This window comes from uncultured Eudoraea sp., assembly GCF_947258925.1.
Classification (GTDB): domain Bacteria; phylum Bacteroidota; class Bacteroidia; order Flavobacteriales; family Flavobacteriaceae; genus Eudoraea.
Window position 1 is genome coordinate 25634 of the sequence record NZ_CAMYKG010000008.1, and the last position, 26056, is coordinate 51689.

28 protein-coding genes are annotated in these 26056 nt (G+C 37.0%); 16 read left to right on the plus strand and 12 right to left on the minus strand.

All coding sequences use genetic code 11. The annotated features are described in order from the left end of the window. Positions 1–25 precede the first annotated feature (25 nt). On the plus strand, positions 26–607 hold the full coding sequence (locus tag Q0X77_RS04295) for a TIGR00730 family Rossman fold protein (RefSeq protein WP_297793547.1): 582 nt from the start codon (positions 26–28) through the stop codon (positions 605–607). Further along, positions 607–2604 carry an NAD-dependent DNA ligase LigA gene (gene ligA, locus Q0X77_RS04300; RefSeq protein WP_297793667.1) on the plus strand — a complete coding sequence of 666 codons (1998 nt, stop codon included), beginning with the start codon at positions 607–609 and terminating at the stop codon, positions 2602–2604. Before Q0X77_RS04295 ends, ligA begins: the two co-directional genes overlap by 1 nt. Before the next feature lie 55 nt (positions 2605–2659). Here ligA and Q0X77_RS04305 read toward each other — a convergent pair whose 3' ends face one another. Then, positions 2660–3427 (minus strand): hypothetical protein, encoded by a 768-nt coding sequence (locus Q0X77_RS04305; protein WP_297793550.1) that lies wholly within the window; start codon positions 3425–3427, stop codon positions 2660–2662. Positions 3428–3560: 133 nt separating this feature from the next. Here Q0X77_RS04305 and Q0X77_RS04310 point away from each other — a divergent pair, with 133 nt between their 5' ends. Beyond that, positions 3561–3875, plus strand: coding sequence for a hypothetical protein (locus tag Q0X77_RS04310; protein ID WP_297793554.1), 315 nt, complete (start codon positions 3561–3563; stop codon positions 3873–3875). A 35-nt stretch (positions 3876–3910) separates the two neighbouring features. Here Q0X77_RS04310 and Q0X77_RS04315 read toward each other — a convergent pair whose 3' ends face one another. The 3 genes from Q0X77_RS04315 to Q0X77_RS04325 are packed head-to-tail and all read right to left on the minus strand — an operon-like array spanning position 3911 to position 6066. Beyond that, a complete protein-coding gene (locus tag Q0X77_RS04315) occupies positions 3911–4357 on the minus strand; it encodes a hypothetical protein (RefSeq protein WP_297793557.1) in 447 nt (148 codons plus the stop codon). 30 nt (positions 4358–4387) lie between these two features. Next, on the minus strand, positions 4388–5299 hold the full coding sequence (locus Q0X77_RS04320; RefSeq protein WP_297793560.1) for a bifunctional UDP-sugar hydrolase/5'-nucleotidase: 912 nt from the start codon (positions 5297–5299) through the stop codon (positions 4388–4390). Then, positions 5296–6066: a 5'-nucleotidase gene (locus tag Q0X77_RS04325; RefSeq protein WP_297793563.1), complete on the minus strand. Its 771-nt coding sequence runs from the start codon at positions 6064–6066 to the stop codon at positions 5296–5298. The genes Q0X77_RS04320 and Q0X77_RS04325 overlap by 4 nt, the downstream gene beginning before the upstream one ends. Before the next feature lie 66 nt (positions 6067–6132). Here Q0X77_RS04325 and Q0X77_RS04330 point away from each other — a divergent pair, with 66 nt between their 5' ends. From Q0X77_RS04330 to Q0X77_RS04390, 13 genes are all read left to right on the plus strand, one after another. Further along, entirely contained in the window at positions 6133–6672 is a 540-nt protein-coding gene (locus Q0X77_RS04330; RefSeq protein WP_297793565.1) for a hypothetical protein, read from the plus strand. An 11-nt stretch (positions 6673–6683) separates the two neighbouring features. After that, positions 6684–7574 (plus strand): 4-hydroxy-tetrahydrodipicolinate synthase, encoded by an 891-nt coding sequence (gene dapA, locus Q0X77_RS04335; protein WP_297793568.1) that lies wholly within the window; start codon positions 6684–6686, stop codon positions 7572–7574. 168 nt (positions 7575–7742) lie between these two features. Then, positions 7743–8585 carry an outer membrane protein assembly factor BamD gene (bamD, locus tag Q0X77_RS04340; protein WP_297793571.1) on the plus strand — a complete coding sequence of 281 codons (843 nt, stop codon included), beginning with the start codon at positions 7743–7745 and terminating at the stop codon, positions 8583–8585. Next, positions 8582–8917 carry a DNA-directed RNA polymerase subunit omega gene (locus Q0X77_RS04345; RefSeq protein WP_297793574.1) on the plus strand — a complete coding sequence of 112 codons (336 nt, stop codon included), beginning with the start codon at positions 8582–8584 and terminating at the stop codon, positions 8915–8917. Before bamD ends, Q0X77_RS04345 begins: the two co-directional genes overlap by 4 nt. Before the next feature lies 1 nt (position 8918). Continuing rightward, on the plus strand, positions 8919–10124 hold the full coding sequence (gene coaBC / locus Q0X77_RS04350; protein WP_297793577.1) for a bifunctional phosphopantothenoylcysteine decarboxylase/phosphopantothenate--cysteine ligase CoaBC: 1206 nt from the start codon (positions 8919–8921) through the stop codon (positions 10122–10124). Further along, positions 10117–11010, plus strand: a complete 894-nt coding sequence (locus tag Q0X77_RS04355; RefSeq protein ID WP_297793579.1) for a DUF4835 family protein — start codon at positions 10117–10119, stop codon at positions 11008–11010. Before coaBC ends, Q0X77_RS04355 begins: the two co-directional genes overlap by 8 nt. Positions 11011–11070: 60 nt before the next feature. Continuing rightward, a complete protein-coding gene (gene recN / locus Q0X77_RS04360) occupies positions 11071–12723 on the plus strand; it encodes a DNA repair protein RecN (RefSeq protein ID WP_297793582.1) in 1653 nt (550 codons plus the stop codon). Positions 12724–12848: 125 nt separating this feature from the next. Then, entirely contained in the window at positions 12849–13661 is an 813-nt protein-coding gene (locus tag Q0X77_RS04365) for an SDR family oxidoreductase (protein WP_297793584.1), read from the plus strand. A 67-nt stretch (positions 13662–13728) separates the two neighbouring features. Further along, entirely contained in the window at positions 13729–14745 is a 1017-nt protein-coding gene (locus tag Q0X77_RS04370) for a glycosyltransferase (protein ID WP_297793587.1), read from the plus strand. Continuing rightward, complete coding sequence (locus Q0X77_RS04375; protein WP_297793590.1) at positions 14745–15701, plus strand: YbbR-like domain-containing protein; 957 nt, start codon at positions 14745–14747, stop codon at positions 15699–15701. Before Q0X77_RS04370 ends, Q0X77_RS04375 begins: the two co-directional genes overlap by 1 nt. Further along, a complete protein-coding gene (coaE, locus tag Q0X77_RS04380) occupies positions 15698–16285 on the plus strand; it encodes a dephospho-CoA kinase (protein ID WP_297793592.1) in 588 nt (195 codons plus the stop codon). Before Q0X77_RS04375 ends, coaE begins: the two co-directional genes overlap by 4 nt. Positions 16286–16364: 79 nt before the next feature. Further along, positions 16365–17945 carry a HAMP domain-containing sensor histidine kinase gene (locus Q0X77_RS04385; RefSeq protein WP_297793595.1) on the plus strand — a complete coding sequence of 527 codons (1581 nt, stop codon included), beginning with the start codon at positions 16365–16367 and terminating at the stop codon, positions 17943–17945. 5 nt (positions 17946–17950) lie between these two features. Then, positions 17951–18658, plus strand: coding sequence for a response regulator transcription factor (locus Q0X77_RS04390; protein ID WP_297793598.1), 708 nt, complete (start codon positions 17951–17953; stop codon positions 18656–18658). A 55-nt stretch (positions 18659–18713) separates the two neighbouring features. Here Q0X77_RS04390 and Q0X77_RS04395 read toward each other — a convergent pair whose 3' ends face one another. The 8 genes from Q0X77_RS04395 to Q0X77_RS04430 all read right to left on the minus strand — a co-directional run bounded on the left by Q0X77_RS04395 (position 18714) and on the right by Q0X77_RS04430 (position 26030). Next, positions 18714–19208: a gluconokinase gene (locus tag Q0X77_RS04395; RefSeq protein WP_297793600.1), complete on the minus strand. Its 495-nt coding sequence runs from the start codon at positions 19206–19208 to the stop codon at positions 18714–18716. 1 nt (position 19209) lies between these two features. After that, positions 19210–20124 (minus strand): tRNA (adenosine(37)-N6)-dimethylallyltransferase MiaA, encoded by a 915-nt coding sequence (gene miaA, locus Q0X77_RS04400; protein ID WP_297793603.1) that lies wholly within the window; start codon positions 20122–20124, stop codon positions 19210–19212. Then, positions 20124–20960, minus strand: a complete 837-nt coding sequence (locus Q0X77_RS04405) for an ion transporter (protein ID WP_297793606.1) — start codon at positions 20958–20960, stop codon at positions 20124–20126. The genes miaA and Q0X77_RS04405 overlap by 1 nt, the downstream gene beginning before the upstream one ends. Further along, positions 20957–22078 (minus strand): exonuclease domain-containing protein, encoded by a 1122-nt coding sequence (locus tag Q0X77_RS04410; RefSeq protein WP_297793609.1) that lies wholly within the window; start codon positions 22076–22078, stop codon positions 20957–20959. The genes Q0X77_RS04405 and Q0X77_RS04410 overlap by 4 nt, the downstream gene beginning before the upstream one ends. A gap of 38 nt (positions 22079–22116) precedes the next feature. Next, the gene (locus tag Q0X77_RS04415; protein WP_297793612.1) at positions 22117–22776 is read right to left on the minus strand and encodes a YggS family pyridoxal phosphate-dependent enzyme; all 660 of its coding nucleotides are present in this window, start codon (positions 22774–22776) and stop codon (positions 22117–22119) included. 83 nt (positions 22777–22859) lie between these two features. Further along, complete coding sequence (locus Q0X77_RS04420) at positions 22860–24113, minus strand: DUF1015 domain-containing protein (protein ID WP_297793615.1); 1254 nt, start codon at positions 24111–24113, stop codon at positions 22860–22862. 4 nt (positions 24114–24117) lie between these two features. Next, positions 24118–25011, minus strand: coding sequence for a 3-hydroxyacyl-CoA dehydrogenase family protein (locus tag Q0X77_RS04425; protein ID WP_297793619.1), 894 nt, complete (start codon positions 25009–25011; stop codon positions 24118–24120). Between the two features lie 50 nt (positions 25012–25061). Then, complete coding sequence (locus tag Q0X77_RS04430) at positions 25062–26030, minus strand: Gfo/Idh/MocA family oxidoreductase (RefSeq protein ID WP_297793670.1); 969 nt, start codon at positions 26028–26030, stop codon at positions 25062–25064. Positions 26031–26056 lie beyond the last annotated feature (26 nt).

The following is a 26056-nucleotide window of genomic DNA, read 5'->3' on the forward strand; positions in this document are numbered from 1 at the left end:
TTTAAACCCCGTGAATAGTGAGGATATGAAAAGTATAGTGGTGTTTTGTGGCAGCAGTGAGGGAAACGACCCTTTAATTTGGGGCAATGCCTATAAATTAGGCAAAGTAATGGCAGAACGAACAATTGCCCTTGTTTATGGAGCAGCAAGAATTGGAGTAATGGGGAAGGTGGCCGAAGGAGCATTGGACCATTCAGGCGAGGTAATTGGTATTATCCCCGATTTCCTTAAACTCAAGGAGGTGTTTCACAGTGGATTAACCAGGTTGATTGTCACTGATAATATGCATGAGCGTAAATTAAAAATGCATGAATTGTCTGAAGGTGTAATTATGTTACCCGGCGGATATGGTACGCTGGAGGAATTTTTTGAGATGATTACATGGGCCCAATTAGGACTACATCAAAAACCGATAGGCATCCTGAATATCAACGGATTTTACGATGATCTAATGCTAATGCTCAAAAAAATGGTAGATCAGGGATTCCTTAAACAAGAAAATTATGATATGATACTAATAGATGATTCAATTCATGGACTACTAGATAAAATGCTGTATTATCGGCCTCAACAGCTCCCAAAATGGATCAAAAAAGATCAGCTTTAATGACGATAAAGGAAAAAATTGAAGCCTTGCGAACGGAATTGAGAGAACATAATCATAGGTATTATGTGCTTGACACTCCCACTATTTCAGATTTTGAATTTGATATGAAATTAAAGGAGTTGCAGGCACTGGAAGAGCAGAATCCTGAATTTATGGATGCTACCTCCCCAACTGTGCGTGTTGGCGGTGCAGTTACCAAAAATTTTGAGACCGTGGTCCATGAAGAAAGGATGTATTCATTGGATAACTCGTATTCCAAAGAAGAACTTTTAGATTGGGAAAAGCGCGTTCTGCGTATTTTGGGTAATTCTGAGGTCAGTTTTACCTGTGAGTTAAAATATGATGGAGCCTCTATTAGTTTAACATACGAAAACGGTGAGTTGTTGCGAGGAGTCACCAGGGGTGATGGATTTCAGGGTGATGATGTAACTGCAAACATAAGGACGATTAAATCTGTTCCACTCAGACTTCAGGGAGATTTTCCACCCAAATTTCATATCAGGGCTGAAATTGTACTACCCCTGGATGGTTTTGATAAAATGAATCAGGAACGTATTAGTAACGGGGAAGATCCTTATATGAATCCTCGCAATACAGCAGCAGGTAGTCTTAAACTGCAGGACAGCTCATTAGTTGCGGAAAGACCACTGGAATGCCTTCTTTATGGCATAACGGGTAAAAACTTAAATTTTTCAACTCAATATGAGATGCTGTCAAAGGCAAAGGAATGGGGTTTTAAAGTGCCGGAGGCTGCCAAATTGTGTAAATCTACATCGGAGGTAATGGAGTTTGTGGAATATTGGGACACAGAACGTCATAATTTGCCTTATGAAACAGACGGAGTCGTTGTTAAAGTAAATAGCTATGCCCAACAGGAAGAATTGGGGTATACCGCCAAGGCTCCGAGATGGGCCCTGGCCTATAAGTTTAAAGCAGAACGCGCTACGACGCTGCTAAAAGAGATAACCTATCAGGTAGGCAGAACCGGGGCCATTACGCCGGTTGCCAACCTGGAACCCGTTCTTCTGGCGGGAACCACCGTTAAAAGAGCTTCTTTACATAATGCGGATCAAATAGCAAAGTTGGATATTCGTGAGGGTGATACTGTTTATGTTGAAAAAGGGGGTGAAATTATCCCTAAGATTATTGGTGTCGATCTGTCAAACCGCCCTGTTCAATCGTCGGCTACGGTATATATTAAATATTGCCCTGAATGTGGTACCGAGTTGAATAGAAAAGCTGGGGAGGCTCAGCATTTTTGTCCTAATGAAACCGGATGTCCGCCGCAGATAACAGGGAGAATTCAACACTTCATTTCCAGAAAGGCAATGGATATTGAAGGTTTGGGAAGTGAAACGGTAGAATTACTTTTTAAGGAGGGCTTAATAACTAATTATGCCGATTTGTATACCCTTACCAAGGAGCAACTCATGCCATTAGAACGAATGGCGGAAAAGTCTGCCGAAAATTTAATAAATGGAGTAGCTGCTTCCATAAATATTCCTTTTGAACGGGTCCTATTTGGGCTGGGAATTAGGTATGTTGGTGAAACGGTCGCGAAGAAACTAGCCAAGGCATATAAGAATATTGATGCATTAATGGCGGCAACAACTACGGAGCTTTTATCAGTTGATGAGATTGGAGATAGAATTGCAGAAAGTGTGGTTAATTTTTTTAAAGAGGAAAAGAATATAGAAATCATAGACCGACTTAAACGTTACGGGTTGCAGTTTTCACTTACTGAAGAACAGTTGGAGGGACAAACAGAAATACTTAAAGGTCAGACCTTTGTGGTCTCCGGGGTATTTGAAAAAGTTGGCCGTGCGGAGCTTAAAAAATATATTGAAGATAATGGGGGCAAAGTGAGCACCTCCATTTCATCAAAGACCTCCTATGTTGTGGCAGGAGCCAACATGGGTCCCAGTAAAAAAGAAAAGGCAGATAAATTAGGGATAGCAATTATTTCCGAGGATGATTTTTTGAACATGATCCAATAAAAAAACCCCCTTTTTATAAATAAAAGAGGATTTTAATAAATTCATCAAGGATTTGTTAATCCCCACTCATGTTTTTGTCGTAAACCCATATTTCATCCCAGCTATTATCCATTACCTGATCCATGTTTCTTAGGAAAGCGTCCCATTTATCTTCTCCATGAACACTAAAAAAGGTTTTTTTAAACCTTGGTGCTTCATCAAATTCAGCCCAATTTTTAGAGAAACCAACTGTCGCGATATGCCGACCTATTTTGGTTCCCTGTCTGAATTGGTTATAATAAACGCCCCAGGCGTTGTTGCCATCCATGGCTTTTATTGTTTTACTAATAAGCGTTAGCATGGCCTCCACATTATGAGAGTGCTCGAGATTAACTTCCCAATACCTGATAAATTGAATAGGATAGTCTGAAGGATCATCGGTTAACATATCTGTATTGGAGAGTTTAACATCACCTTTCCAATATTCTCCATGTTGCATTTTCTTTACATACGCCATTATGTTATCCCGCCAGTCCTCATCATGTCCTCCTTCAGCAGGTCTGGAATCGAGATGTGCATATTTCAAAGGACCCATCATCCATACAATTTTGCCAATATCCGGACCGCTCGAAATATTATAGACAGTGGCCTTATGAGGACCTTCTTTATGGTATTTTTGATTATGTGCCCGCATATTTTCACTAAGAACTTTTAACTTAGTGTTATCGGGAGTTAATACAATAGATTCCCACATAGGGGCTTCTGTCTCCTGAGCATTGCTAATGAAAGCAATACCCAATAAGAACATTGCTGTTAATAAATAAGAAATTGAAATTTTTTTCATAATAATTGTGTTAAGTATTAGACTGTTTTATAGTTGTATTCAAGAACGGTCTATTCTTTTTATGTTTCAATTTAAATAGGACCAAATAGGGTTAAAATTGTCCGAATGAAGTGTAAAATTTACCCAGGCAAAAATGAAAGAGTCGTTTAACTACCAGGATTTTTTAGATTCCTTAAAAAATGAGTATCCTTCAGAGTCGTTGCCAGAAAGCTTGCAAGCTCTTTGGTATGATGCAAAAGGGAATTGGAATGCTTCACACGACATTGCGCAAGATATTCCTTCAAAACTAGGGTGTTGGATACATGCTTATCTGCACCGCAAGGAAGGGGATAAATTCAATGCTCAATATTGGTACAGAAGGGCGAACAAGCCCTATCCAACTTTTACACTGGAGGAAGAATTTAGAATATTGGTGGATTACATTCTAAATACCAAAGAATTGAATTAGTCAGGAAGATTTAGGTTTCAAACGCCTGTAGACCCTTATGGTATAAACAATTGCAGTTGTTTATCTGAAATATCAATGTAAACCTGCATCCCATAGGACAGCCCGGAGATTCTTGGCATAATTAGCTCCAGGACTGAATTTTCCTGAATATGGTCAATCTTAGTATCTGGATCTGGCATATAAATTAAACCGGTGTATGCCTCTTTTCTAAAAAATAAAGTTACATCTAAGAAATAAAAATTTTCGGGTGGAATATGCTCCGACCATGGAATAGCTTCAAAAAAGAATTTTGGTTCGCCTATTTTATATTGATAAGGTGAAATATCCAGATTTATGGTTCCTAAATAATAGCTGGAAAGATCTAACCCTCCTTCTTTAAAATAGGGGAGTTGCTCGCTCAGGGTACCCTTAGGATATCTAATATCTTGTGTCTTCCCGGAAGCAATTCCATGTCCTTTGGAGATCTTCCCATTTACTTTCATAACATTTTTAAAAGAATAGATCAATTAGCTTCAGACACTAATGGATAAGCCATCTGACTGAAAGTTCTTTTTAGCGTCAAAATGGAAATCAATTCTACCGAGGTTGATACCATAACAACCGACCTGATTAACCAAAACAGGTTTATCTAAACGGTTTTGTCGCACTACGGGTTTATCTAGAAAAGTATGTGTGTGTCCACCAATAATGAGATCAATATTATCGGTCTTTTGAGCTAGTTGCAAATCACTGGGTCTTTGATTGTCCTTATAGGCGTATCCTAAATGCGATAGGCAAATAACCAAATCACAATTTTCCTCATTCTTCAGCACACTACTCATATCCTGCGCGATTTCAATCGGATTCTGATAAACTGTTTCTTTAAATAAATTCTCCGGAACAAGGCCGTGTAGTTTTATTCCTAATCCAAAAACTCCAATTTTGATACCATCCAATAAAAATGTCTCGTAGGCTTTCACAAAACCATTCATAACCGTATTCGTAAAATCATAATTAGCTGAGAGCAATTTAAAGTTAGCATATGGCATCTGCGCTAATAGGCCTTCAATGCCTTTATCGAAGTCATGATTTCCGATAGTAGCCGCGTCATACCTGAGCATAGTCATTAATTTAAACTCCAATTCACCGCCATAAAAATTAAAATATGGCGTGCCCTGGAAAATATCACCGGCATCCAGTAAAAGGGTATTCGGATTTTCCTCTCTGATTTTATGGACTAATGCAGCTCGTCTTGCTACGCCACCCCTATTCGGGAATGAATTATGCCCCTCCGGGAAAGGATCTATATGACTATGAACATCATTGGTATGTAAGATGGTAATGCGTGTCGTCTTTTGCAATTTGCAGCTATTCAGACTCAGTCCACCCATACTTATGTAGGTACCTCCGGCAAACGAATTTGTAACGAAGTCTCTTCTCTTCATTTCTCCTGAATTTTAACAAAACGATCGTCTACTTCCGCAGTAAGGGTATCTACTTTTATAAAATAATCAATCATGGCATTTCGAATAAAATAATTCAAATCTTCGACTTTGAGACCATCTTTGAAAAACCCCATATTATCGCCACCATCTGCCAAATAACTGGATGTGGCCACCTGATATGTTTTATTTTCATCAAAGGGTTTGCCCTTAATATTCACATCCCTGAGGGTCCCGTTTTTATTTAAAACAATCTGTATACCTGCTATAGGATGTGGTCTATCCGCCTTTATTAAAAAGGAAATCAAATCTCTTACCGACTTCCCTTTGATCGCCACAACAACTATAGAATTGTCAAAGGGCATTACTTCATAAGCGGTTCTTGCGCTTACTTTTCCTTTTGAAATAATACTTCGAATACCCCCATGATTTAAGATAACAAAATCTATATTTTGTCCGGATGTTGAATTAAAAACGGGGTTAGCTTCACTCAGAACTATATCAGCCATTAAATTGCCAGCCGAAGTATTGAATTTGCCATCTAATTTTGTAATTGTTTTGGGTGCAAAGGCCAATGCGCTATCTAAAACCTCATTTACACGTTCCCGATATGGAGCAACAAATAATTCTATTGAATCTGCCCCAACTATTGAATCGGTAATGGGGAGTTGAACGCCGGATATCCCGGTAAGTCGCTGAGGTGTATTCGTACAGGAAAAGAAAACTGTAATTGTTACAAAAATAACAAAATGTTGTATTTTTAAATTCATTATCCTTTTTATCTTAGCACTATAATTGCCGGGATATTAATTACATTTGCCTAAAGGTAAAGGTACATGTTTTTTAAGGGAATTAGAGATAAATTCAAATACAAATCCGGTTCAAAGTATTTGAAAGAACAAATGGCAAAACAGCAGGAAGTAGTAGCTCGTAAGAGTGGTATTACTTCGGTTGCCATAATTGTAGATTTGGATAAATTTGACCAATCGGAATTGTTTTATGAATTTGTGGAGGACTATAAATTAAGACCTAATGCCATTAAAATTATTGGATATAAAAGCTATTATGACAAAAATTCCCCATACGCGACCCCTATTTTTTCCGATAAAGACCTGGGGTGGAACGGGGACATTGAAAATAGCTATGCTTTGGAATTTTTAAGCAGGGATTATGATATGCTAGTAAATTATTATGATGAAGAAAATTTAATGCTCCAGTTAATGACGGTAAAAACCAGGGCAAGAATTAATGTTGGATTTGCCGAAATTGATGAAAGACATAATGATTTGATTTTGGGAACCCCGCTCACAGATTTTAAAACGTTTAAAAAGGAACTAAAGAAATACCTCAAAGTTTTAGGAGAAATTGATGTTTGATGCCAAATGCTATGAAGAATTTATTAGGAACCGGAGTTGCTTTAATAACTCCTTTTAAGCCTGATTTATCCATTGATATTGTCGCGTTAAAACGCACCGTAAACTATTGTATTGATGGAAACGTGGATTACCTTGTGGTTTTAGGAACCACAGCTGAATCTGCCACGCTTTCAACATCAGAAAAACAATTGGTAATGGAAGTGGTGGCAGAAGAAAATGCCGGAAGACTGCCCCTTGTGGTTGGTATTGGGGGCAATAATACACTTCAGCTGACAGAGGAAATACAAAGGACCAAACTACATGATTTTGAAGCAATCTTATCGGTATCACCTTATTACAACAAGCCTACCCAAGAGGGCATCTATAGACACTTTAAAACCCTGGCCGGGGTTTCAGATAAACCGATAATTTTATACAATGTACCCAGCAGAACGGGTAGCAATATTGAACCGGAAACAGTGATCAGACTAGCAAATGATTGTTCTAATATCATTGGAATAAAAGAAGCTTCTGGGAATATCAGTCAAATAACAACACTTATAAATTCATTACCTTCTGATTTTTTGGTGATTTCAGGTGATGATTTTACGGCTTTACCTACTGTGCTTGCAGGAGGAGCAGGAGTAATTTCGGTTTTAGGACAAGGTCTGCCAAATGAGTTTACAAAAATGATCAGTCTGGGACTACTTGGTGAAAAGGATCAGGCATACGCTTTGCACAACGCTCTGCTCGTTGGGATGAAATTGATTTTCCAAGAAGGTAATCCTGCAGGGATAAAATCTGTTTTAGAAGTTCAGGGAATTTGTGGTCCCGCAGTCCGCTTACCTTTAATAGAAGCATCCTCGAAGCTTAAAGGACAGATTAATGACTTTATGAGGACTTTCTCAAAAATTAGGGCTTAGGTTACTTATAATATCTGTTTTAGGCTTAATTATAGCTGGTTTTAAGAGAATTCAAATGCCAAAATTGGGTTAAAACTTCAATAGAACAGCATTTTAATAGCTTTACAGGTAGTATCTTAGCTAGTAATTAAAGTTTTTTATTCCGCCAATTATTCCTAATTTTGCAAAATGTTTTTTAGAACCAAATATCTTTTCCTCCTACTTTGTGTTACCTTTATTTTCAATTCCTGTGGTGAATACCAAAAGGTGTTGAAAAAGCCCAACACAAATAAAAAATATGAGTTGGCGGAGAGGCTTTATAAAGAAGGTGATTTCAAAAAGGCCAATCGTTTATTTGAACAAATAGCCCCGGGTTATGTGGGTAAACCACAAGGCGAGCGTGTAATGTTCCTTTTTGCCGACAGTTATTTTAAGATAGGAGATTATAATTTTGCAGGATATCAGTTTGAGCGTTTTTTAAAATCCTATCCAAAAAGTGACAAGGCTTCAGAAGCAGCATTTCTTGGTGCTAAGAGTTATTATATGCTTTCACCCAGATATTCTGTAGATCAGACTGATACGGATAAGGCATTGACAAAATTACAGTTGTTTATCAACCTTTACCCTGAATCTGAATACTTTGCCGAAGCTAATATTATGGCAAAGGAATTAACTACCAAAAAAGAACGAAAAGCTTTTGAAGTAGCCAAACAGTTTACAAAACTGGGGAAATCCTACATTTTGGATTACAGCATTTCCGCAATTGCTTCTCTGGATAATTTTATCTCAGATCATCCGGGATCAATTTATAGGGAGGAAGCGCTTTATCTCAAAATACAGGCTACAACAAATCTCGCTTTGAACAGTACAGAAAAACGTAAAAAAGAACGCCTGGAGGATGCAAAATTGGCGTATAACAATTTATTTAAATATTTTCCTGGAACCAAATATGCTGAAGATGCCAATGATTTGGTGGAAAAAGTAGATGAACAATTAAACAATTATTCCGAACAAGAAAACCTTTCAAAATGAATATGAACGATTTAAAGAATTCCAAAGCTCCGGTTTCTACGGTTACCTTCAATAGAAATGAATTTGATGAACCGACGGATAACATTTATGAGGCAATTTCAATTGCTTCAAAGAGGGCAATTCAGATTAATTCAGAGATTAAAAAGGAGCTTTTGGAAAAGCTGGAAGAATTTGCAACATATAGCGATAGCCTTGAAGAGGTCTTCGAGAACAAGGAGCAAATTGAGGTTTCCAAATTTTATGAAAAACTTCCTAAACCTCATGCACTGGCTGTTATGGAATGGCTAGAGGACAAAATTTATTACAGAAATACAGAGAAAGACGAACAGTAATATGTTAGGCGGTAAGAAAATCCTGTTGGGTATTACCGGGGGTATTGCTGCCTACAAAACTACTTTTCTTGTTAGATTATTTATAAAAGCTGGCGCTGAAGTTAAGGTCATCTTAACTGAAAGCGCTCTTTCTTTTGTTACCCCTTTAACACTTGCTACCCTATCCCGGAATCCGGTTCTTATGAGTTTCACAAAGGAGGAGGAAGGTACCGTAGACTGGAATAACCACGTTGACCTGGGCCTTTGGGCAGATATTATGCTAATTGCTCCGGCTACTGCAAACACATTGAGTAAAATGGCTAGTGGTACCTGCGATAACTTATTACTGGCTACTTATTTGTCCGCCAAGTGCCCTGTATTTTTTGCTCCCGCCATGGATCTTGATATGTATAAACATCCCAGCACAAAGGCGAGTTTGAAAAAATTACAAACTTTTGGAAATAATATGATTCCAGCAGGAAAAGGGGAATTGGCCAGCGGATTATCCGGAGAAGGACGAATGGCGGAACCAGAGGATATCATACAGTTTTTAGAAGATTATCTCTCCAAGAATTTGCCTTTTAAAGGAAAAAAATTCGTTATTACTGCCGGCCCTACATATGAAGCTATAGACCCGGTAAGATTCATAGGGAACCACTCTACTGGTCTTATGGGGTATGAATTGGCGAGAGCCGCAGCCAATCTGGGGGGTAAGGTAGTGTTGGTTACAGGCCCTTCACATTTAACACTGGAAAACCCCTCAATTGACGTCGTAAGAGTGGTATCTGCTCAGGAAATGTTTTCCGCTGCTCACGAGCATTACGATGATTGTGATATTGCTATTTGTGCGGCTGCTGTATCAGATTTCAGACCTGGTAAGGTATCTGAACAGAAAATCAAAAAAGAAGCCACTAGTCTTCAAATAGAATTCGTTAAAAACGAAGATATTCTATTGTCTATGGGTGAGAAGAAGAAAAATCAATATTTAGTGGGGTTTGCATTGGAAACGGAAAATGAACTGGAGAATGCCAAAAAGAAATTAATGAAAAAGAATTTGGATGCTATCGTTCTGAATTCACTTAATGACCCTGATGCCGGCTTTGGTAAGGCAACAAACAAAATTACTTTTATAGATAAGAATTTGGATATAAAAACGTTTGATGTTAAGAGCAAGGCTGAAGTAGCCTTGGACATTTTGAATGAAATCATCTCCAGGGGTCATGCGTAATTTTCTATATCTCTTTGTAATCTTTGCTTTAGTACATAACATCGGTGCTCAGGAGATTAATTGTACTATAACAGTTAATGCTGATCAGGTTAATCAGACCAATCGGCAAATTTTTGGGACTCTGGAACGTGCTCTTAATGATTTTGTCAATAAAAGCCAATGGACGAACAGAATTTATAAGGAAAATGAAAAGGTAAACGCCAGGATGTTTATTACCATTACGGATTATGCATCTGACAGATTTAGTGGAAATATTCAGATTCAGTCATCTCGTCCCGTATTCAATACTTCGTACGAAAGTCCAATTTTTAATTATAAGGACAATCAATTCAATTTTCGATATATTGAATTTCAGCCTTTGGTCTACAATCCCAATGTGTTTGATTCCAACCTGGTAGGTGTTATTTCCTATTATATTTACATTATGCTAGGACTGGATGCCGATACCTTTGCCCTTGAGGGCGGTACAGATTTTTACAAGGAAGCACAGCAAATTGTAACCAATGCTCAGGGAAGTGGATTTTCTGGCTGGAGTCAATCTGCCTCCGACAATAGAACAAGGTTTGTACTTGTAGATAACCTTCTGTCCAATACATTCAGGGAATATCGGATAGCCATGTATAATTATCACCGAAAAGGCCTTGATATTTTGGGAGATAATAATAGTACCGGAAAACAGGTCATAGCAGGCTCAATGCGGCTGTTTGAGACTTTAATGCAAAGAAGGCCCAATGCATTATTAATACAAACTTTCTTCGATGCTAAATCTGAGGAAATACAAAACATCTTTTCTGATGGTCCTAAGGTAGATATAGTTTCACTAAAAGAAACTTTGAATAGAGTAGCGCCGTTCTATTCTACAACCTGGGATGAAATAACATATTAACCACTACTTTTTCATTGCAATAATAAATTATCTTTACAGACCATATTATAAGATATAGCTGTGCTGATAAATCTATCCATAAAAAATTATGCATTGATTGATAGTCTCAATGTTACCTTCACTAGTGGTTTTACAACAATCACAGGAGAAACAGGAGCCGGAAAATCAATACTATTAGGGGGACTTTCCCTGGTATTGGGAAAACGGGCCGACATGTCATCTCTAAAAGACAAAGCAAACCGATGTATTATTGAAGCCGTATTTGATATCAAGAATTACAATTTGGAATCGTTTTTTGAAAAGTACGATTTGGAATACGACCCAAATACAATTATTCGAAGGGAAATTCACCCCGGTGGAAAATCAAGAGCTTTTGTAAATGATTCACCTTTAACACTTGACATACTTACAAAACTTGGGAAACGTCTAATCGACATTCATTCACAACATCAAACGCTGCAATTGACAGAACATGATTATCAATTAAAAATGCTGGATGCATTTGCAGACAATACAAAATTACTGGACTCATATACTCGTAAACTCCATACATATAAAACCAGCGTAAGGGAGCTAGATGAGTTAACCGAATTTCAAAAGAATGCAAATAAGGAATATGATTACAATACATTTTTGTTGGATGAATTGGATGCTGTATTTCTTGAAGACGGGCTTCAGGAAAATTTGGAGGAGACATATCAGCAACTAAACAATGTTGAGCTAATTCTTGAGAACCTTTCTAAAGGAAATTACCTTCTTAATGATGAAAATAGAGGTATTATAAGCATGCTTTCGGAACTTAAACAGGTATCCGCCCAGCTTTCAGCAACAGGGAATAAATTTGAGGATCTCAGGGAAAGAATTGATTCGGTATTTATTGAAATAAAGGATATTGCAGAAGAAATGCAAACACTCCAGGAGTCTGTTGAGCCAGATCCCGCCAAGCTTGAGGAAATAAGCAATAGATTAAAGGTTTTATACGACCTCCAAAGAAAGCACGATGTAAGCAGCGTCTCCGAATTGCTTGAAGTAAAAGAAAATATCGCTGCCAAAGTAGGGGCTACACAAAATCTGGAAGAGGAAATAGAAACAAAAAGAAATTTACTTTTAAAGTTAAAAAAAGACCTGGATGAAGATGCTAATTTATTAACGTCAAAAAGGGCTGATGCAATACCTGAAATCAAAGAAAAGCTTGAAATTTCTTTACATTCCCTGGGCTTACCCAATGCTACGTTCAAGATTGAAATTATTCCAACAGAGGATTATAAAAGTAATGGCAGGGATACCTTATCTTTCTTGTTTTCGGCAAATAAAGGCTCAGATTACAATACGTTGAAAAAAGTAGCTTCAGGAGGTGAACTTTCCAGGATTATGCTTGTGATAAAATCCATACTTGCCCGATACGAACAATTACCCACGCTAATGTTTGATGAAATAGACAGTGGTGTCTCCGGTGAAATCTCAAATAGAATGGGTGATATTATGCACGATATGAGTAAATATATGCAGGTTTTTTCAATTACACATCTTCCGCAAATTGCTTCAAAAGGTGATCATCATTTTAAGGTATTTAAAACAGATAAAGACCATAGCACTCTAACGCAGGTGAGAGAGTTATTAGCAGATGAACGGGTATTTGAACTCGCAGAAATGCTTGGAGGAAAGAACCTGTCGGATTCTGCTTTGGCTCACGCAAGGGAACTTTTAAATTAGAAGGGTTTCGGCATTTTTTGTTTTTTTTATCTGATATGAATGGCAATTCAATTATAGGTGCTAAGGACCTTAGTTTCTACTTTTTTAGATATCTTTGACAACAACTTAAACCAAAGAATTTTAAGATGGCATATAATTTATTAAAAGGAAAGAAAGGGATTATTTTTGGGGCACTTGATGAAAATTCCATTGCATGGAAAACAGCAGAACGTGTACATGAAGAAGGGGGAACATTCGTTCTGACAAACGCACCAATTGCAATGCGCATGGGCCAGATTAATAAGCTGGCTGAAAAAACCGGATCACAAATAGTTCCCGCAGATGCCACGAACGAGGAAGACTTGAATACTTTGGTTACAAAATCAATGGAAATCCTGGGAGGAAAACTAGATTTTGTTTTACATTCTATAGGTATGTCAGTTAATGTCCGAAAAGGTCGATTATATACTGATGAGAAATATGATTTCACGGCCAAAGGATGGGATGTTTCGGCGCTTTCTTTTCATAAGGTTATGCAAAGTTTATACAAGGCAGACGCAATGAATGAATGGGGTAGCATAGTTGCCCTTACCTATATGGCAGCGCAACGTACATTCCCGGATTATAATGATATGGCTGATAATAAGGCTTATTTGGAATCAGTCGCGAGGAGTTTTGGGTACTTTTTTGGCAAGGAAAAAAAGGTTAGAGTTAATACGATTTCTCAATCGCCTACACCAACTACAGCAGGCCAGGGAGTTAAAGGTTTTGGCGCTTTTATCAACTACGCAGAAAAGATGTCTCCACTTGGAAATGCGACTGCTCAGGATTGTGCAGATTATACGGTATCTCTCTTTTCAGATTTAACGAAAAAAGTTACCATGCAGAATCTATTTCATGATGGCGGTTTTTCAAATACCGGAGTGAGTCAGGAGGTAATTGAGCATTTTGAAGACTAAGGGCATATAAATATTTTTAAAACGCATACATTACGGGATGGCTATAAATTGTATCCTATGTTGAGATATGGTATTTTCTTTTTCTTTAATTATTCCCGTATTTAACAGGCCTGATGAAATTCGGGAACTTCTGGAAAGTCTGATCAGCCAGACTTATAAAGATCCTTATGAAATAGTTATAGTGGAAGACGGCTCAGTTACTACTTCTGAAGCTGTAATTGACCATTATAAGGGTGATTTGAAGATCACATATCTGTTCAAACAAAATACCGGGCCGGGGGATTCGAGAAACTATGGGATGAAACATGCCCGGGGGAATTATTTTATAATACTGGATTCAGATTGCATAATTCCACCGGACTACCTGGAAAAGGTAGCTGTTTCCCTAAAAGCTCACTATGTGGATTGTTTTGGAGGCCCGGATGCCGCCCATGAATCTTTCTCGAACATTCAAAAAGCCATTAATTACTCCATGACTTCGGTTTTTACTTCAGGGGGAATAAGAGGCAACAAAAAAGCTGTAGATAAATTTCAACCCAGGAGTTTTAATATGGGGATATCCAAAGAAGCTTTCGAAAGATCCGGGGGTTTTGGTAATATACATCCGGGCGAGGACCCAGATTTAAGTATGCGATTATGGAATGAGGGTTATGAAAGTAAATTAATTCCGGAGGCCTTTGTATATCATAAACGAAGAATTAGTTTCAGTAAGTTCTTTTTACAAGTTAAAAAGTTTGGAATGGTACGTCCAATCCTTAATAGCTGGCATCCTGGTTCTGCCAGGATATTCTATTGGTTTCCTTCCTTCTTCAGCATAGGGTTGGTCGCTTCCCTGTTCTTACTATTGGTTGGACAACAACAATATCTTTGGCCATTCATACTTTATGTCGCTTATTTCACGTTAGTTTTTTTAGATGCCTTGATAAAGAATAAAAACCTTTCAGTTGCCATGTTGGCAGTCTTAGCCGTCTTGATTCAATTTTTCGGTTATGGTTATGGTTTTTTAAAATCGGTTATCTTAATTAATTTTAGCCAAAGTAAACCTGAGGAGCTTTTTCCGGAATTATTTTTTAAACGGATTTAATGATACAAAAAAGAGTCAAAAGCAGGCATGACAAAAGGAAGATAAATATCTTTTTAGTCTTTCTATTATGTTCATTTCTGGCATGGTTGGTGAGTAAATTATCCGAGACCTATGTCGACCGCACTACATTTGACCTGGAGTATATCAATGCACCTGATAGTCTATTACTGGCAGATAACTCAGCAAAAAACATTGATGTAAAACTCAGAGCCAGTGGATTTCAATTCCTTGGATTTTACTACAATAGGAAAAATGTTGTAATAGATCTGTCAAATATGACCAGCGCTCAATCGAAGTATTACGTGACCCAATCCAATTTCAAAAAACAAATAGAGGACCAATTATCGGGCTCAATGACCCTTATGGAAGTAGAACGGGATACTTTGTTTTTGGATTTTTATCTAGTTGAGGTGAAGGAAGTTCCGGTTACACCTAAAATTGGCTTGAATCCTGCTCAGAATTATCTCGTAGACGGACCATTAAAAATAGAACCACCAAATATTTCTATTACCGGCCCAAAGACGGAATTAGACCTTGTGAAGTCTATCTCAACATCAGAGTTGGAGCTCAATGAAATTACTGAGAATTTTACGGTTACGGTTGATTTGGTTAAACCCGAGGAATTAATAAATTCTAAATTAGCTGTTCAAAAAGTTAAAATCTCCGGAGAGGTATTTAGATTCTCAGAAAAAGTGATTGAAATTCCTGTGGAGGTTATTAACCTTCCGGAGGGAACTCAGATTAATACATTTCCAAGCACTATTTCTGTGCTGTGCAAGGCTCGAATAGATCGATTAAAAGATATTAGCTCTAAGGATTTTACAGTTGCGGCTAATTTTCAGGAGCACAAAGGAAATAGTAAATATCTTAAGGTAAGTATCATCGAAAAACCGGAAGATGTATACAATGTTCAACTATTGAAGAATGAAGTGGAATTTATTTTGAAACGTCAATGAGGATTGTTGGATTAACAGGCGGTATAGGTAGTGGTAAAACAACAGTGGCCAAACTTTTTAAGGAATTGGGTATTCCTGTTTACAATTCTGATTCACGCGCTAAAGAATTAATGTGCGAGTCTGAGGAGTTAAAAACGGCAATTAAAGATTTACTGGGTAAAAAATCATATAAAAATGAAAGCCTAAACAAAAAGTATATTGCCGATAAGGTTTTTACAAATAAAAATTTACTTCAAAAACTTAATGCGATAGTTCATCCTGCGGTTAAAAAAGACTTCATGGCCTGGGTTGAGAAGAAAAGTACACCTTATGTTATACAGGAGGCGGCCGTACTATTTGAAAATGGCTCCTATAAGAATTTTGATAAGATGATACTTGTAAAAGCCCCGAAAGCCGACCGTTTAGAAAGGATTATGAAAAGGGATAAACATGAAAAAGAGGAGATTCTGGCACGGATGGAGAATCAGTGGAAGGATTCTGAAAAGATTCCGTTATCGGATTTTATTATTGAAAATATTGACCTGGAAAAGACAAAATTACAGGTTCATAGTATTCACGATCAACTCCTTAAAATAGTGGTTTAAACGCTTTTTTAACATTTTTGTTAAGGTTAGGTTAAACAGGCAATCCACTAAATGTTAAATTTTTAAATTTACCAAAACGATGAATAAGAGATTATTTGTTAGCCTGGTTATTCTAATGAGCCTTTCTCTTATAGGGATCATTTCTGTACAATTGTATTGGATCAAAAGTTCTGTTGAAGACAAAGAGGAACAATTTTCGAATACGGTTTCTGAAGTTCTTATCCGAGTTACCGATAAAATTGAAGACAGGGAAATGGACGATTATTCAGAGAGGTTTTTAAATCTTAAGGATAGTGTAGGTGAATTCAAGAGTTCCCATTTAAGCAATATATTTTTTATTGATCGTGATTTAAATTCTAACGAAATTCTGTATTATTCACATGGGATTTTAGAAGAGGATTATAATATCGCATCTACGTTCTTTGACAATGGCAATAATAATGATACCACAACAATAAGGAATTATACCAGTAAACGCACCAAAACAATTTATAAGGAAGATTTTGGTCTTGATGGAAAGAGCTACAAGCTAAATCCTATTCAAAAACTGGAGAAAGTTGGTGGTTTATCATCTATAGATAAGGCAATTTTTGATGATGTATACAGGGAATATGCTGAAAAAGTTCCAATTCACAAGCGTGTTTCAAAACAGGAGATAGAATTACTTCTTGATCGTGAACTGGAAACCCGGGGTATAGATATTGACTATGAATATGGAGTTTATAGCAAAGGCTTACCTACTAAAGTAAGATCCAAAAGGTTTAAATTTGGCAGTACCACTGTGTATAATACGCCATTCTTTAAAGATAGCGAGGGTAATAGTAATTTTAAACTTTTACTGTCTTTTCCTAAAAAGAAGACCTTTTTGCTTCAATCTGTTCTTGGGATGGCTGTTCTATCTTTAGTATTTACGCTTATTATAGTAATCGCTTATTCCGGAGCAATATATCAGTTAATTAAGCAAAAGCAAATTTCAGAAATAAAGTCAGATTTTATAAATAATATGACGCATGAGTTTAAAACACCCATCGCTACGATAAACCTGGCAGTTGAAGCTATAAAAAACCCAAAAATAATTGGGGACACGGAGAAAGTTCAGCGGTATTTGCAGATGATAAGGGAAGAAAATAAGAGAATGCATGCCCAGGTTGAGAATGTTCTTCGAATATCAAAACTTGAAAAGAATCAATTAGATATTAGTAAGGATAGGGTAGATGTTCACGACATTATTAAAAAGGCAATTACACATGTTCAGCTCATCGTAACGGATAGGGGAGGATATATTCATACCCGGTTAGATGCTGAAAGATCAGATGTACTGGCAAATGAGATGCATTTTGGAAATGTGATGGTAAATATTTTGGACAATGCGGTGAAATATTCACCCGAAGCTCCCAAAATTGATGTTTATACTGAAACTGTTAATAATTTTATTGTCATTAAAATACAAGACCAAGGCGCGGGAATGAGTAAAGCGGTGCTCAAGAAAGTTTTTGAGAAATTTTACAGAGAACACACCGGAGATATTCACAATGTTAAGGGGCATGGGCTGGGTTTGGCTTATGTAAAGAAAATTGTAGACGATCACCAGGGAGAAGTTTACGCGGAAAGTGAAAAAGATAAAGGAAGTAGCTTTTATATTAAATTACCATTAATTTAAAATTTATGGAAACAGCAAACAAAAAGATTCTATTGGTTGAAGATGATCCTAACTTTGGGATTGTTTTGAAGGACTACCTGTCCATGAACGATTTTGACGTTACTTTGGCCAAGAATGGAATGGAAGGATTTGAGAAATTTAAAAAGGATAATTACGACGTTTGTATATTAGATGTTATGATGCCTTATAAGGATGGGTTTACGTTAGCCAGAGAGATTCGTGAAAAGAATGAAAATGTACCAATCGTTTTTCTTACTGCGAAGACTATGAAAGAGGACGTGCTAAAGGGTTATAAAGCGGGGGCTGACGACTACTTGAATAAACCGTTTGATTCTGAAGTATTGCTGATGAAACTCAAGGCTATTCTTCAAAGGAAGGCGTCTAACACCCTGGCCGATAGCAAGCAGTTTGAATTTAATATTGGGAACTTTCACTTAAATTCGAAGCTGAGGTTCCTTAAATACAAGGAAGAAGAACCCATTAAACTTTCTCCTAAGGAAAATGAATTATTAAGATTACTTGCTTTGCACGAAAATGACCTTATGCCTCGTGAATTAGCATTGACCAAGATATGGCGCGATGACAATTATTTTACTTCCAGAAGTATGGATGTCTATATTGCAAAATTGCGTAAATACCTCAAACGAGATGATGTTGTTGAGATCCTAAACATACATGGAGAAGGATTCAGACTGGTGGTAAAAACAAATTAAGACTAATATCCTTTCAAGATATATAGGCATCTGCAAGATGCCTTTTTTTGTATAACTAAATTTGCTCCATAATATTTTCCACTATCTCTTCAGGAGCCCTATTGATAGATACCTGTATAGCTTTATGTGGTGGTTCCAATGTTTCAAACTGAGACTTTAATAAATCGGAAGGCATAAAGTGACCTTTTCGTTTACGCAACCGGTTCATTATATCTTCAAAAGAACCATCAAGGTATATCCATTTGCTATTTCCCTTTAAATCAGCATCCAAAATATGCCTGTAAGACTCTTTTAAAGCAGAGCAAGCAATCACAGCTCCTTTTTGAGAGTGTGATCTTGCTAAGTCATTCAAACTACGTAACCAGTCCTGTCTGTCGTTATCCGTTAAAGGCCGTCCTGAAGCCATTTTCTTTACATTCAATTCGGAATGGTAGTTATCTCCGTCATAAAATGGAACATTTAGTTTGTCTGCCAACAAATTACCAATGGTGGATTTACCACAACCTGATACTCCCATTATAAAATAAATTCCTGAATTCTTTTTCACCATTTTATAAGGTATCTTTTAATTTTGTGATCTTATTGAGAATAGAATCATGAGGATCGGAATAATTTACCCACAAAATGGATGCACTTTTTCTATACCAGGTTAGTTGCCTTTTTGCATATCTGCGTGTATTCTTTTTTATTTCTGAAATTGCAAAATCCAGGTCCTGTATACCTTCAAAGTAGTCAAAGAGTTCTTTATATCCCACGGTTTGTAAAGCGTTTAAATCTTTAAATTTGTATAAAGCTCTTGCTTCCTCAAGAAGTCCGTTTTTCATCATACGATCTACCCGTTGATTTATTCTGTCATAAAGAATTTCTCTGTCAGCTGTAATGCCTACAATAATTGAATTAAATGAACGCTTAGGTTTGGTTTTATTCAAAAAGGATGAGTAAGTTTTTCCCGTGCTTAAACATATTTCTAAAGCACGAAGTACTCTGCGTGGGTTTTGAATATCCGCTTTAGCATAATATTCAGGGTCGAGTGTCTTGAGTTGATTTTGTAAAACCTCTAATCCTTCATCCTTATGCCTCATATTTAATTTGAATCGTATCTCCTTATCAATCTCAGGAAAGGTATCCAATCCATAAATAACAGCATCAACGTACAATCCGCTGCCTCCCACCATAATAACGTAATCTTTTTTAGCAAAGAGTTGGTTCAAAACTCTAAGAGCATCTTTTTCAAAATCCCCAACATTATAGTCTTCGTGAATACTCTTGTGTTGAATAAAATGATGCGGCACGCTTTCCAAATCCCGGCTTGAAGGTACAGCTGTGCCTATTGACATTTCCTTGTAAAATTGTCTGGAGTCTGCCGAAATGATTTCGGTTTTAAAATAGTTGGCCAGTTTTACAGCCAGTTTTGTTTTGCCAATTGCGGTTGGGCCTACAACTGTTACAAGGTATTTACCCTTCATCAGTCAGGACTTAATTTAGTGCCACAGCTTCTACAATATTCGGCATCTATTCTTAGAATTTCTGTACCACAGGAATGACAGCACCTTCCCATATCTGCTTGTTGGTCTTCTTTATTCATTGTTGAATATTCTGCGGATACAATACCTGTTGGCACTGCGATTATCCCATAACCAATAATCATAATAAAAGTAGCAATGATCTGCCCTAGTCCGGTTTCTGGTGAAATGTCACCATATCCTACTGTAGTCAGGGTAACAATGGTCCAGTATACACTATGAGGAATGCTGTTAAACCCATGCTCAGGACCTTCCACCAAATACATAATCGTACCCAGCAATACAGAGATAACCAGGACAAAAAAGACAAAAACAAAGATCTTGGTCCTACTTGCTCTTAAGGCCCGCATTAGATTATTGGATTCGCCAACAAAGCGAACCAGTTTAAGAATTCTAAATACACGCAGTAATCTTAAAGCTCTAAATGCCGTAATATATTGAGTACCGCCTATGAAGTAGGACAAGTATTTAGGAATAGTAGAAAGAAGATCGACTATACCAAAAAAACTGAAGATATACTTAGAGGGTTTTTTTATACAAATTAGCCGAAGGATGTATTCTATTGTAAACAATATCGTCACCACCCATTCTGAAGTATCGAGAAATTTGTGGTATTTCCCATCTACACTAGGGATGCTCTCTAACATTACTATTATAACACTATATACGATAACAATCAGCAGGACAATATCAAACAGCTTGCCTGCTGGCGTATGCGTGCCATAAATAATCTCATGAAGTTTATATTTCCAGCCTTTTTTTGCTTCGTCGTTTGTCACTCGTAATCTTTCAGTTCAATAATCTCTTGCACTCTTTTATCCCTCAAATAGGATTCAATAATCTTTCTGGTATACCCAGAACTTTCCATAGGAGTAATAATCGATTCTAAGATATGAATATTATTTATTTGATAGTTAAGGTTGTAGTATCCTAAACCATGAAAAAAGCCATTTTTAATTAATATGGCACTACGTTCACCTATTTCGCGCCCTTTGTCCACAATAATTAAGCTATTTGATAAACTCTTATATCCATTAATTTGTATCCGTTGTTTTTTTTTGGATGAATTAACGGGAGTATTTCTGGTATTGTATTTTGGTTTATTCTTTATGAGTTCCTCATTCTCTTTTAAAAGAGCGACTAATTCATTACCGGTTTTTTCATAAGTAACTTTTTTAGTCTCTTTTTGTATTTGTCTCCCTATTTCGCCACTTTTTAAAAAATGCCTGTTCACGCGTTTTTTTATATTGTTGCTTTTACCAAGAAATATAATTTCACCATCCTTATTATACATATAGTAAACTCCAACCTCTGTTGGCATGCTTTCTACAATATCTAATTGCCTTTGGGTTAGTTCTCCAAGAGATTCTTCTCGTACAATCTCTTTAATTATTGATTTATCGCTGTCTTTCGTAAGCAGAAGTTTGAACAATTTCAAAGTAGCAAGGGCATCACCATTCGCCCTGTGACGATCGCTGACCGGGATACCCAGAGAACGCACCAATTTGCCAAGGCTATGTGAAGCTGCATCAGGAATTAACTTTTTAGATAGATCTACTGTGCAAAGCGTTTTCCTCTCAAAGTCATATCCTAATCTGCGAAATTCAGTTCTTAATATTCGGTAGTCAAATTGCGCATTATGGGCAACAAGGACGGCATTTTCAGTAATTTCAACAATTCTTTTGGCGACCTCGTGAAATTTAGGCGCGGTCCTTAGCATTTTGTTATTAATACCGGTGAGTTTAACAACAAAAGGCTGAATTTCTTTTTCGGGGTTCACCAGGCTGATGAATTTGTCAACAACCTCATGTCCGTCAAATTTATGAATCGCGATTTCAGTTATCCCTTCTTCATTATATTTTCCTCCCGTGGTTTCTATGTCAAGTATAGCGTACATTTCCAATATTACAACTTAGAATAGCCTTTTTCGATCTTTTAGGGGTAATTTCTCATCCCAAAGATACTACTTCCTATGCGTACCATGGTACTGCCTTCCTCAATCGCAATTTTATAATCCCCACTCATTCCCATTGAGAGAACATTTAATTGGGGCATATTATTTTTTAGTTTGTCATAAATTGATTTCAGATATGAAAATTCTGATTGAATCCGGACTTTGTCATCGGTAAAAGAAGCCATACCCATTAATCCCTGTATACTAACATTTTGAAGGGTTTCAAATACCGCATCATTTATTAGCTCGAATAATTCCTTTTCACTAAGTCCGAATTTTGACGGTTCCTGTGCGATGTGGACCTGAAGCAAGCAGTTTATTTTCCGATTGTGTTTCAAAGCTTGTTTATTAATTTCCTTAAGAAGTTTGAGACTATCCACACCATGGATTAAAGTAACGAACTCGGCCATGTATTTTACTTTGTTGGTTTGCACATGTCCAATCATATGCCATTCGATATCTTTTGGTAATTCACCCCATTTACGGACCATTTCCTGAATTTTGTTTTCTCCGAAGATGCGCTGGCCTGCCTCGTAGGCCTCCATGATCTCTGAATTTGATTTTGTTTTTGAAACGGCAACAAGGGATACCTTTTTTGGAAGGTTTTCAAGTATTTGAAGCAGATTGTTTTTTATCGACACTTGTTCTTATTTTGAAATTATTTCATGGTCATTTTTGAATGAAGCCACAGACAAATACAATTGTTATATTTAAAGGTAAGCTTTTAATTTTTCGGTGGTAAGCCTAGTTCATAAATTGCTAGTGCGCTTCGAAGCTTGGGTTCTATGTAAGTGCTTTTGGGAGGCATAACTAGTCCGGCATCGGCTATTGCTTTAATTTCATTCACTTCTAAGGGCACCAGACCAAAACCTACAGTGAAATTTCCTTTATCAATTTCATCTTTCATCCGAAGTACATTGCGTTTCCCAAATCCATATTGTATTCTTTTGTCATTTCTTAAATCCTTAATGTCCAGGATGGGTTCCAGAATAGTCTTGAATAATATTTGTGTATCCAGTTTGCTAAGGGCATCTGTGAATTTGTATACACTTTTCCTTAGGTATAAGGAATAAAATGAGCCGTTTAGATACATGCTAAAATGATGCTTTTTGCCTGGTCTGTACAATCGATTGCCGTGTTTCTTAATCCTAAAAAGTTCATCTAATTTAACCAGAAACTCTTCGGTAGTATGTCCGTTTAGATCCCTAACCATTCTATTAAATTCAAAGATTCTGATTTCCGATTCGGGAATGAGGTAACTCATTATGAAATTATAAGGTTCATTCCCGCTATGGTTGGGGTTTTGTTTTTTTGATCTAATAGACAACCGATTTGAAGATGCACTCCTGTGATGACCATCGGCAATATATAAGGAATTTACCTTGCTAAATTCTTTTTGAAACGCTTTTATTGAGTTGTTTTCTGAAATTTTCCAAAACGTATGTGTAATGTTATCGGGAGTTGTAAAATGCCATTCAGGAGTAGCAGAGGTCTGCTTCCCAATCATTTCCGCAATTTCTGTGGAATCGGGATATATCATCAAAACAGGTTCGGCTTTGAACTGGACCATTTCCAGATAATTTGCAAATAACTTTTCACGCTTTTCCAGGGTGTTTTCATGCTTTTTAATTGTGGAGTTTCTGTACTCTTCAGTACTGGTGGCACAAATAAGGCCACAACAATTAAAATTGTCTTTTTCTATTCTGTATAGATAGAAGCTTTCCTCACTATCCTCTATCAAGATTTTGTCTTCTACAAATTCCAAATATCGGTTGTGGATAAGATTATAGCGTTCTTTCCCGGATACGGATTTATTAAACCTGTATCCGGGATTAAGGATTTGTAAAAACGAAAATGGATTGTAATTTAAAATACATTCCAATTCTTTTTTTGAATACTCCTGGTAGGATTTTGAAGCAACAAAAGGTACTTTGTCTTTGGCTGGTCTAATGCCTTTAAAAGGTTTGATGATTGCCATTGGACTATGAAGTGAATTGAGCTGCTACTTTTTCCGCCTTACGCGATTCGGAATAATCATAAAACCCCTCTCCGGATTTAACACCTGTTTTACCGGCCATAACCATATTAACCAAAAGTGGGCAAGGTGCATATTTTGGATTTTTAAACCCATCGTACATGACATTAAGAATAGAAAGGCATACATCGAGCCCTATGAAATCTGCCAATTGAAGTGGTCCCATAGGATGTGCCATACCAAATTTCATTACTGTATCAATTTCCGTTACACCTGCTACCCCGGTATAAAGTGTTTCGATGGCTTCATTTATCATAGGCATAAGAATTCTATTAGCTACAAACCCGGGATAGTCATTTACTTCAGTAGCTATTTTGCCTAATTTTTCAGCAATTTCTATTGTTGTTTTAGTAACACTGTCACTTGTATTATAACCCCTGATTATTTCTACCAATTTCATAATGGGCACGGGGTTCATAAAGTGCATTCCTATAACTTTATCCGGTCTATTTGTTGCCGCTGCAATTTGAGTTATTGATATGGAAGACGTATTAGTTGCAAGAATGGTGTCTTCATGGCAATGTTTATCAAGTTCTTTGAATATACCCTGTTTTAGGGAGAGGTCTTCCGTCGCAGCCTCAATAACCAGGCTAGTCTTATCTACTCCCTCTCTTAGGGAAGTATAGGACCTTATATTATCCAATGTTTGCGCTTTATCACTTTCGGTAATTGCTTCCTTTACGAGCATCCTGTCCAGATTCCTGGAAATAGTAGAAATCCCTTTGTCAAGCGCTGCCTGTGAGAGGTCTACCAAACTGACTTCATAACCGTTTTGGGCGAAAACATGGGCTATACCATTCCCCATCGTTCCTGCACCTATTACTGCAATTTTTGTTGCCATTATATTCAGATTAATTCTTAGATCATTGTTGATTACTATTTGCTCTAAAGCTACGCGTCTTTAAAAGAGGCAATTACCTGCAGGGCCACATCCAGTGCCTTAGTGCCCTGTTTTAAGGTTACCATAGGTGTGTTGTCATTGGTTATTGCATCGGCAAATGTTTCAAGTTCATCCTGAATAGCATTATTGCTCATTATTTCAGGATTTTCAAAATAGATTTGCTTCTTTTCTCCTTCGGCATTCTGAAGGACCATATCAAATTCTCCGGGTATTTCGGGAGCGTCCTTCATTTTTACAACTTCCACTTGTTTTTCCAGGAAATCAACTGAGATATAGGCATCACGCTGGAAAAATCGCGATTTTCTCATATTTTTAAGTGAGATTCTACTAGCAGTAAGATTTGCAACACAACCATTTTGGAATTCAATCCTGGCATTGGCGATATCAGGTGAATTGCTAATTACAGATACACCACTGGCGTTAATTCTTTTTACTTCCGAATTTACAACACTTAGAATTACATCGATATCATGGATCATTAAATCCAGTACCACCGGTACATCTGTACCTCTCGGGTTGAATTCTGCAAGTCTGTGGGTTTCAATAAACATAGGATCCTTGATCTTATTTTTTACTGCCCCAAAGGCCGGGTTAAAGCGTTCAACATGCCCAACTTGTCCTTTTACCTGATTTTTGTCTTCAATAATTAAAAGCTCTTCAGCTTCTTCCAGGGTATTGGTAATGGGTTTTTCAATAAAAACATGTTTACCTTTCTGCATTGCTTTTTTTGCACATTCGTAATGAGATAGAGTAGGGGTTACAATATCTACCACATCTACTTCATTCATCAGGGAATCTATATTTTCAAAATAGGTATATCCAAACTCGGACTCAACCGTTTTGCCATTTTCGGCATCGGGATCGTAAAAACCAATAAGATTATATTTAGGGGATTCGTTAAGAAGGCGCAAATGAATTTTTCCTAAATGTCCTGCACCTAATACACCAATCTTGAGCATAAGTTTATGTTTTTTCAAAAATAAGG